Raw genomic sequence first — 8,802 nt, 5'->3', positions numbered from 1 at the left:
TGAGAGAGTTTTTCAAAGAGGATTGGGAAAAGTGCGTTGAGTACGTGAAAACCTCTAACGAAGCTCTACTTCATCGCTGATTACGGTGTACCTCTTTCCGCCCAACCTTCCGACTATTCCTTTAGAGAAGTTGATAATCTCTTCAATATAGTGTATTGCCACCACTTCACCGATAACAACGTTCATCGGCGTATCGCCAATTTCAAGAATCTCTTTAAGTGTGCACTCAAAAGCTGCTGGTACACCTTTGACGATAGGCGGCTTAACTTTTGTTGATGGAACGGTTTCTATGTTGAACTTTTCTACTTCACTCTCTTCTGGCGATAGATCTTCTCCCGTTTTAACCATCTCTTCTAAAAAAGTTTCTGTTACGACGTTTATAACGAACTCTCCCGTCTCTTTTATGTTCCTGACTGTGTCTTTTTCTGTGCCGTCTTTTCTCTTTCCGATAGATACAAAAAGGAGAGGTGGTTTTGTTGTTATAGCGTTGTAGAAACTAAAAGGTGCAAGATTTACGATACCATCAGCAGAAACGGTCGTTATCCACGCTATAGGTCTTGGTACTACAGTATTGAATATGAGTTTGCTTATTTCTTTCTGCTTGCCTTTGCTTACGTCAACGACTTTCATCTTATCTCCAGTACTTTAGCGCCTTCTGTGCTTCTCTTTCCTGTTCCCTTCTCTTTATTGTTTCCCGTTTGTCGTAGAGCTTTTTACCTTTAGCAAGGGCAATTTCTACTTTTACCTTACCTCTTTTATTAAAGTACATTCTAAGAGGAACAATGGTGAGTCCCTTTTCCTGCGATTTTCCCAGAAGTCTCTTTATTTCTCTTTTGTGGAGCAGCAGCTTTCTTCGCCTTGTAGGTTCGTGGTTGAATAAATTCCCGTGGGTGTAGGGGGCTATGTATGCATTAAAGAGGTAAGCTTCGTTATTGTCTATCCTGACGAAGGAGTCTCTAAGGTTTGCTTTTCCTTCTCTCAGAGATTTCACCTCTGTTCCTTTCAGTTCTATACCGGCTTCATACTTTTCAAGTATTTCATAGTCGTAAAAAGCCTTCTTATTTTTTATTTCCGGTGTTCTTTTTCCTGGCATGTCAGTATAACTCTCCTCTTGTCTGCGTCTATCCTTTCTACCGTAAATGTGTATGTTTTCTTTTCACGGAGCCTTCGTCCTTTTAGTGATTCTATAGGAACAAAACCGGCTATGTCTTCCGGTAGTTCAATAAATATACCTTTTGATGAGATTTTGACAACCTTTCCTTTTACCGTTTGTCCCGGTTTGATAATTTCGTCTATTCTTTCAAAAGGGTCTTCTGTTAAACGTTTAATAGAGAGGAATAACCGCTCCTTCTCTCTGTCTATTTTTATAATTTTTACCTTTATTTTTTTTCCTATTGAGGTTACTTCAAAGGGTGATTTTAAGCCTGACCAGGAAATGTCGCTTTTATGTATAAGACCGTCAACACCGTTAACATCGACGAATATTCCGAAATCTACAATATTTTTAACCGTTCCTTCAGCAATGTCCCCTTCTTTTAAATGTGCGATAATTTCCTTTCGTTTTTTCGCCCTTTCTTCTTCTATAAGCTGCCTTCTTGATATGACGATGCTCTGTCTTTTTCTGTCTATAGAAAGAACTTTTGCTTTTATTTTTCTTTCTAACCAGTTATCCGGCCTTGTTACCGGGATAATATCTACCTGAGAAAGGGGAAGGAATGCAAATATACCGTTTCCTATGTCAACCTTGTACCCGCCTCTTACTCTCTGCCTTATTGTTCCTTCAACAATTTTTTCTTTTTCAAGTCTATTAGCCGTTTCTTCCCACTTTTTAAGTGTCCTTACAGTTGAAACGGATAAAAGGGCATAGCCGTCTTTCGTTTCAGGTTCTACGATACAAACCTCAACCTTGTCGCCAACAGCGGGTATTTTGTCGAATTCATCTGCCGGCACTATGCCTTCAGACTTCCCCCCATAATCCACGAAGACGTCTTTCCCGTTTATTTTTATTACTGTTCCTTCTATTATGTCGTTTTTCTTTTCCCTCTTCTCAAAATATTCTTCAAGTAGTTTTGCAAAATCCTCTTTCAACTGCCTGTCCCCCTTTGGAAATGGTCTCTACCCTTCCCACCACTTCTTCAATGATCCACTGAGGTGTGGATGCCCCTGCCGTTATTCCTACACTGTTTATATTATCGAACCATTCTTTTTTTATTTCATCTGCCGATTCAATGTGAAAGCTGTTTGGGTTTACCTTTTTTGATATGAGGTAGAGTTTTGTTGTGTTTGAGCTATTTTTCCCGCCTATTATTATCATGAGGTCAACTTCATGAGCCAACTTTCTCGCCTCTTCCTGGCGAACCTTTGTTGCCTTACATATCGTATTGTAAATTTTTATCTCTTTTATCTTTTGAACAAGGATGGATGTTGCTAATGAGAGAAATTCTGAATTAAGAGTGGTCTGGCATACAACACCTAACTTTAGCATTTCAGGAAGCTTTTCAACATCTTCCACGGTTTCAAGAATTAATGGCTCTTTTACGTGACCGGCGATACCTATTACTTCCGGATGTTTACTGTTTCCAAGGATACATACCGGAAAGTGCTCTTTTTCGAGAGAGACAGCTTTATCCTGAATGGCTTTAACAAATGGGCATGTAGCGTCAATTATTTCAACACTTTTTTCTTTTAAAGCTTCTATAATTTTTGGTGGAACACCGTGGGACCTTATAATTACAGTTGTTTTCGGAATTATTTCATCAACAGAGTCTATCTTTTTTACCCCTAAGTTTTCTAACCTTTTTATTTCTTGAGGATTGTGTATAAGTTCACCTAAAGAATACACAATGCCCTTTTCTTTTGCAGCTTCAATGGCCATATTAACCGCTCTTTTAACACCCCAGCAGAAGCCGGCACTGTTTGCAATTACGATTTTCAACCTGCAAGCTCCTTTATCTTTTCCATCATTATGTCTGCCGCTTTAACGTAGTTCTTTTTTTTATCTTCAAGGTTGAGTTTAAAAGGTTTTCCAAACTTGATTTTAACATTTGCCGGCCTTAAAAATTTTGCCCCTTTTGGAAGAAGGTTCTCACTACCGGTTATTAAGCACGGCACAACAGGAACGTTTGCCTTTACAGCTATCATTCCTGCGCCTATTTTGGGCTTTAGAAACTTTCCGGTTGGTGCTCTTGTTCCTTCAGGGAATATGGCAAGAAGTTCACCTTTTTTAAGGACAGCAAGAGCAGTTTTAAGAGCTTTTAGGTCTGAACTTCCCCTTTTAACGGGGAAGCCGTTTCCCCAGTGCTTTATCAGGCTGGAGAGAATAGGCGTTTTAAAAAGCTCTTCTTTTGCCATAAAAAAGACAGGCCTTTTCATAACGGCGTAAGCTACAAGGGGAGGATCAACAAAACTTCTGTGGTTTGAAACGACAAGAACAGGACCCTCTTCAGGTATGTTTTCCTCTCCTTCTACCTGAAGGCGTCCTAACTTCGCTATTAGTGCACCTGCAGTTTTTAGCCAGATGTAGTAAGCTCTTTTTCTCTTTAACCATGGGTAAGATTTAACAATTGGTTCCATAGCACCTTTTGGAAGAATACCTGTATTTTAAAAGTCAACATTTATCCCTGCCCATATGGTTGAAGCTTTGTCCATCGTAAGGTTTTTGGAGTACATAAATTGAAATGCCAATCCCGGTGCAACGGTAAGGTCAAATCCCGTTTTTATTCTTGCGACTACATAATTTTCCAATGTATCCCTAAACCAGTCTCCGGTATCGCTGAACTTATATAAGTCAGGGAAGTTATCTGTCCTTGCACCGGCACCTATTCCTATGCCGAAAAATGGAACGAGTGTGAAACTGTTGCCGACAGCTATGATTTGTCTGTTTGCACCTATGAATGGAAATTGAAGGATAAAATTGTATGCGAAGTCAACTTTCCGGATTCCATCACTTTCAAGATTTTTCCAGCCAAAGAGAAAGCTGTATCCGTGGCGGAGGTAGTTTCTGTAGGTTAGTACGCCCACTTCAATGTTTCTGCAGTTGTCAAATGCGGGTTCGCTACTTGCTGAATAGCCAATAATTACAAAGGATTTTCTGCCGGACATATATGTTCTGTTAAATTCGTACATTGAACGGTATCCTGCCCGTGCAGGGGAAAAAGTTAGACATAAAATACCGATTATGATGGATAAAGCTTTTTTCATGTTTACCTCTCGGTTAGAACTCTTTATAATCTATTTTACCAAAACCCTATAAGAGGAAATAATGGATTGTCCGTTTTGCAGGAGGGAAGAGTTACCAGTTGTTCTTTCAAACGAGTACAGTTTTGCCATCTTTGACAGGTATCCTGTAACGCCGGGTCACATGCTTATTATTCCGAAAAGACATGTTAGTAGCTGGTTTGATATTACAAAAGAGGAGAGAGAATCTATTTTGGAATTGATAGAAGAGGGGAAAAAGCTGCTTGATGCCAACTTCCATCCTGATGGTTACAATATTGGTATAAATATAGGTAAGGCTGCCGGTCAAACGATATTTCACCTTCATGTTCACCTTATACCAAGGTATGAGGGTGATATTGATGATCCCACTGGCGGTGTCAGGGGTGTTATACCAGAGAGAAGAATCTACAAGAGGCGCCTGTGAGAACTTACTCTGTTCAATTTGAGACGGTTGCTGGAGAGTATGAGAGAAATTGGAATAGAGCTCTTACCTTTCTTAACTTTACTTCTTCGTCATCTATAGTTGTTCTCCCGGAGGTCTTTCCTACGGGATTTGATTATGGAAATCTTGATAGAGCTGCTGAATTTTCCGTTTCGGTTTTTGACTCTCTAAAGATGTTTTCTGAAGCTTTTACATCGGTTTTTGTGTTTACCATTATTGAAAAAGTTAACGGTAAATTTTATAACGTTGTGAAAGTTGTTGATAGAGGAAAAGAGGTTCTTTCGAGACCGAAGATAAAGCTGTTTTCACCTTTTGATGAGGATAGATATTTTGCTCCGGGACTGATTCCTGATGATTTAAAAGTAGCCGAAACCTGCTGTGGTATTGTGGCACCCCTTATCTGTTTTGAACTTCGTTTTCCTGAACTTTTTCTCTACTTAAAACAGAAAGGTGCTCAGATTTTTACCGTTTCTGCCCAGTGGGGAAAGGCGCGGCAAGAGCACTGGAGGGTTCTCTTAAGAGCCAGGGCTGTTGAAAATCAGAGATTTATAGTGGCTTCAAACGGTGTCGGGGAAATGGCCGGATTTTCTGCCGTTGTTGATCCCTGGGGAAGAATCCTTTCGGAAGCCGGTGATGGTGAATCTGTTATCTGTGCGGAGGTTAATCTTTCTGTAATTTCTCAGGTTGAGAAAAAACTTCCTATGAGATAGGGGGTGAAAGGATGGGTGTTGCGGATTTTAAGGATGGTGAGGTTGATGCTGCCCTGAAAAAATTGGCAGAGGAGAACCTGTGTTTAAAAAGTGGAGAAAAGCTGCTGATAATCACTGATACGGAAAAAGCGTCTATAGGATGTAGAATGTTTAACGTTTTAAAAGACTATGTCCTTAAGGCTGTTCATTTTACGTATCTTCCAACCGGAAGGCACGGCATTGAACCGCCGGAGGATGTCTGGATAGCTACCTTTGGGAAAAAGGCGGTTGAAAAGTTAAAGTCGGCAGGTTTATTTGAAAAGGTTCTCAAGAAAGCGATAGGAGATAAGGAAGAGGAAGAGATAGTAAAAATTCTTGAAGGTACACCAATCCCTGAAGTTCTTGTGGCCGTCAATAAAGATTCCGTAAGCCATACCCTTTTTAGAAAGTTGTGTAACCATTTTGGCTCAAGGTTTGCCAGCATGCCTCTGTTTGAAGAGTTTATGTTCTACACGTCTATGCAGGCAGACTGGAAAGAGGTGGAAAGGAGAAGCGTTGCTGCCGCAGAGATTCTTTCTTCCGGTGAAAAGGTACGCATAGTTTCTGATGCCGGAACGGATCTTGTTATGGATATAGCTGGTAGGGAAGGTATAGCAGATACTGGAAGGATATGTTCCCCTGGTAATTTTGGAAATTTACCTGCGGGTGAAGCGTTTATAGCACCTGTTGAAGGAAGTGCGGAGGGTGTTTTTGTTACAAACTGGGCACCTGACAGAAAGTTAGAAGAACCTGCAAAGTTTTTTGTTGAAAATGGAAGGGTTGTTGCAGTTTCCGGTGATAAAAAGCTTGTTGAATACCTGAATGCCATCTTTGAAAGGGGAGAAGAGAACAGAAACGTTGCTGAGCTTGGTATTGGTACCAATGAAGCGGCTGTCAGATTTGACAATATACTTGAAGGTGAAAAGATTCTTGGAACCTGCCACATAGCTGTTGGAGATAACAGCGCCTTTGGCGGAAATGTAAGGGCAAACGTTCATATAGATTTTATCGTTGAAAAACCGACACTTGTAGTTGAGTTAAACTCTGGAGAAGAGAAAACTGTTATTGATAGTGGGAAGTTTGTTTTGTAGATAATGGAGCGGGCGACGGGATTCGAACCCGCGACCCTCAGCTTGGAAGGCTGATGCTCTAGCCAGCTGAGCTACGCCCGCCTGATGGTGGAGGGGGCAGGATTCGAACCTGCGTAGGCGTCAGCCGGTGGATTTACAGTCCACTGCCTTTGACCGCTCGGCCACCCCTCCAGGGGATTATGGTGCCGGCTGAGGGAGTCGAACCCCCGACCTGGTGATTACAAGTCACCCGCTCTAGCCAGCTGAGCTAAGCCGGCACATCTAAACTTGCAGGTGAATAATATAGGACTTTAGCAGTTTCTGTCAATAAATAGAGCGGAAATTTCTGAAATTTTATTCACCTTTTATCTTTTCTTTCACGATGCCTGTTTTGAGAATCTCTGGAGCTTCTGGTGGTGAGATTTTGAGGACAATATATCTTATTTCTGCGTATGGAGAGTCAAACCGTTTCCCGGGTGTAACCCTGCAGGTGCGTAAGAAGGTTTTTTTCCTGCATGTTCCTCTGTACACTTTTCCTTCAGGTGTTATGAATATTACAACAGTATCTGGTGATGTAACGGTGACGAAAGGTTTAAAATAGATAAGACCTTTTCTCCTCTTTTTGAGCCATCCCGTTTCTGCTCTGACATTTAGTGAAGAGGCTAAAAGTAAAGCGGAGAAAAAAAGTGCACCTTTTTTCATCTTTAAAACCTTCTATTAAGTTCCCAATTCCAGGCGGTTTTTATGATGAATTCAAGGTCGTCAAACTCCGGATTCCAGTTGAGTATTTTTCTAAGCTTGCTGGAATCTGCAACAAGCACAGCCGGGTCTCCCTGCCGCCTTTCTTCTTCAATAACTTTAAAATTCCTTCCTGTAACCTTTTTTGCCGTCTCTATAATTTCTCTTACAGAGTAGCCTTTTCCGTATCCACAGTTAAATATGTCACTCTTTCCGCCGCTCATGAGATATTCAAGAGCTAAAAGGTGCGCCTTCGCAAGGTCGTTTACGTGGATGTAATCTCTTATACAGGTACCATCGGGTGTTGGATAGTCTGTTCCAAATATGGATATCTGTTCTCTTTCACCTTTTGCCGTTTTAAGAACAAGTGGGATAAGGTGTGTTTCCGGGTTGTGGGATTCACCTATGAGACCGGAAGGGTCGGCTCCCGCAGCGTTAAAGTATCTCAGTGAAACATAGCTCAGCTTGCCAAATTGAGACATGTCCTTTAGGGCTTTTTCAACGCAGGCTTTCGTTTGACCGTAAGGGTTAATCGGTTTTACCGGTTCTGTTTCCGGGATGGGAACGGTTTTCGGATTTCCATAGACAGCTGCGGTGGAAGAAAATATTATTCTGTTTACAGCTGTTTGTTCCATTGCAGATAGAAGGGAAAGTGTTCCCGAGACGTTATTAATGTAAAAGGCAAGTGGATTTTTTGTCGATTCTCCCACTTCTATAAACGCTGCAAAGTGGATAACTGCTTCAGGTTTAAACTCATTAAAGATTGTTTTAAGGTTTTCTGTATTCCTTATGTCGCACTTTATGAACGTTACATCGTCCGGTACTGCTTCCTGGTGACCGTTGTAGAGATTATCTATCACTAAAACTTCATTGCCGTTCTCTCTTAGAAGTTTAACGGTATGGCTTCCTATGTATCCGGCTCCGCCGGTGACCGCTACCTTCATTATTTCCTCTTTTAAAATTTAATGGAGCAATTTAAATTAACGCCGGCTTCCCTTCCGAAGTTGTAATAAAGGATTATCTGAAGATTGCTGATAGGCATCACTTTTAAGCTAAAGTTTGTGTGAATGACAGGTTTAATATTTAAAGCGTTGAGGTCTTTTCTGTCAGGTTCTATGTATTCTGTTACAAATGTTAGCTTTGGATGTATCAGAAGTTCACTTCCTGCAAAGAATCCGTTGTAGAAATCGCTTCCGTAACCTATCGTAATGGTTTGAGGAACGGGAATGTCAAAGTATTTGCTGACCACGACATAATTTCCATGGAGAGTGGAATCGCTGTTTATGTCTGTCCCAAAGGCTATCGCCGGAAGAGCTTCTGTCTCGGGAAGAAACTGATACTTTATGTGAAGGTTTTTGTTGTCGCTGTCTTCAAAGTCGTAACTTATACCTGCTTCTAATCCCGGAAAAGGGACTGATGAGAGGAAGATATTTTTAAATCCGTCGGTTATAGTTGCTCCTGCGGTTATGCTCTTTTCAGGCTGTATGTACGCTGATGGTGTGAATATGTAGCCTGTTATTCCGGATACATTTATCGGGTCCGTATAGCTGTAAGCCGGCGTGAAGCTCAGGATGGCAATTGCTGTATATGCTATAACCTTTTTCAT

Annotated in this window: 12 protein-coding genes and 3 tRNA genes; 3 read left to right on the top strand and 12 right to left on the bottom strand. The window is 41.1% G+C overall.

The annotated features are described in order from the left end of the window. Positions 1-54: 54 nt before the first annotated feature. Genes MV676_RS05680 through MV676_RS05655 form a run of 6 tightly spaced genes read right to left on the bottom strand, consistent with a single transcriptional unit; the run spans position 55 to position 4,200 of the window. Positions 55-630, bottom strand: coding sequence for a flavin reductase family protein (locus tag MV676_RS05680; RefSeq protein ID WP_297445761.1), 576 nt, complete (start codon positions 628-630; stop codon positions 55-57). Position 631: 1 nt separating this feature from the next. After that, positions 632-1,093, bottom strand: a complete 462-nt coding sequence (gene smpB, locus MV676_RS05675; protein WP_297445760.1) for an SsrA-binding protein SmpB — start codon at positions 1,091-1,093, stop codon at positions 632-634. After that, positions 1,066-2,088 (bottom strand): S1 RNA-binding domain-containing protein, encoded by a 1,023-nt coding sequence (locus MV676_RS05670; RefSeq protein WP_297445759.1) that lies wholly within the window; start codon positions 2,086-2,088, stop codon positions 1,066-1,068. Before MV676_RS05670 ends, smpB begins: the two co-directional genes overlap by 28 nt. After that, positions 2,060-2,935, bottom strand: coding sequence for a 4-hydroxy-3-methylbut-2-enyl diphosphate reductase (ispH, locus tag MV676_RS05665; RefSeq protein ID WP_297445758.1), 876 nt, complete (start codon positions 2,933-2,935; stop codon positions 2,060-2,062). Before ispH ends, MV676_RS05670 begins: the two co-directional genes overlap by 29 nt. Then, entirely contained in the window at positions 2,932-3,573 is a 642-nt protein-coding gene (locus MV676_RS05660) for a lysophospholipid acyltransferase family protein (RefSeq protein WP_297445757.1), read from the bottom strand. Before MV676_RS05660 ends, ispH begins: the two co-directional genes overlap by 4 nt. Positions 3,574-3,600: 27 nt before the next feature. After that, positions 3,601-4,200, bottom strand: a complete 600-nt coding sequence (locus MV676_RS05655) for a hypothetical protein (RefSeq protein WP_297445756.1) — start codon at positions 4,198-4,200, stop codon at positions 3,601-3,603. Between the two features lie 61 nt (positions 4,201-4,261). On the opposite strand from MV676_RS05655, the gene MV676_RS05650 reads away from it, so the two are divergent. From MV676_RS05650 to MV676_RS05640, 3 genes are read left to right on the top strand one after another with little or no spacing between them, the layout of a single operon-like run. Continuing rightward, a complete protein-coding gene (locus tag MV676_RS05650; RefSeq protein WP_022847380.1) occupies positions 4,262-4,642 on the top strand; it encodes an HIT family protein in 381 nt (126 codons plus the stop codon). Further along, complete coding sequence (locus MV676_RS05645) at positions 4,639-5,370, top strand: nitrilase-related carbon-nitrogen hydrolase (RefSeq protein ID WP_297445755.1); 732 nt, start codon at positions 4,639-4,641, stop codon at positions 5,368-5,370. The genes MV676_RS05650 and MV676_RS05645 overlap by 4 nt, the downstream gene beginning before the upstream one ends. Positions 5,371-5,381: 11 nt before the next feature. Continuing rightward, a complete protein-coding gene (locus tag MV676_RS05640) occupies positions 5,382-6,479 on the top strand; it encodes an aminopeptidase (protein WP_297445754.1) in 1,098 nt (365 codons plus the stop codon). A 4-nt stretch (positions 6,480-6,483) separates the two neighbouring features. Here the strand turns inward: MV676_RS05640 and MV676_RS05635 are convergent. From MV676_RS05635 to MV676_RS05610, 6 genes are all read right to left on the bottom strand, one after another. Next, a tRNA-Gly gene (locus MV676_RS05635) sits at positions 6,484-6,560 on the bottom strand. A 4-nt stretch (positions 6,561-6,564) separates the two neighbouring features. Next, positions 6,565-6,650 (bottom strand) — tRNA-Tyr (locus tag MV676_RS05630). Between the two features lie 9 nt (positions 6,651-6,659). After that, positions 6,660-6,736, bottom strand: a tRNA-Thr gene (locus MV676_RS05625). Between the two features lie 76 nt (positions 6,737-6,812). Next, entirely contained in the window at positions 6,813-7,160 is a 348-nt protein-coding gene (locus tag MV676_RS05620; protein ID WP_297445753.1) for a hypothetical protein, read from the bottom strand. Between the two features lie 2 nt (positions 7,161-7,162). After that, positions 7,163-8,140 carry a UDP-glucose 4-epimerase GalE gene (gene galE / locus MV676_RS05615; RefSeq protein WP_297445752.1) on the bottom strand — a complete coding sequence of 326 codons (978 nt, stop codon included), beginning with the start codon at positions 8,138-8,140 and terminating at the stop codon, positions 7,163-7,165. 11 nt (positions 8,141-8,151) lie between these two features. Continuing rightward, positions 8,152-8,802: a YjbH domain-containing protein gene (locus tag MV676_RS05610; protein ID WP_297445751.1), complete on the bottom strand. Its 651-nt coding sequence runs from the start codon at positions 8,800-8,802 to the stop codon at positions 8,152-8,154.

The organism is Desulfurobacterium sp., assembly GCF_027028515.1.
Lineage (GTDB): Bacteria > Aquificota > Aquificia > Desulfurobacteriales > Desulfurobacteriaceae > Desulfurobacterium_A.
This window is presented reverse-complemented; position numbering and strand designations above follow the sequence as displayed.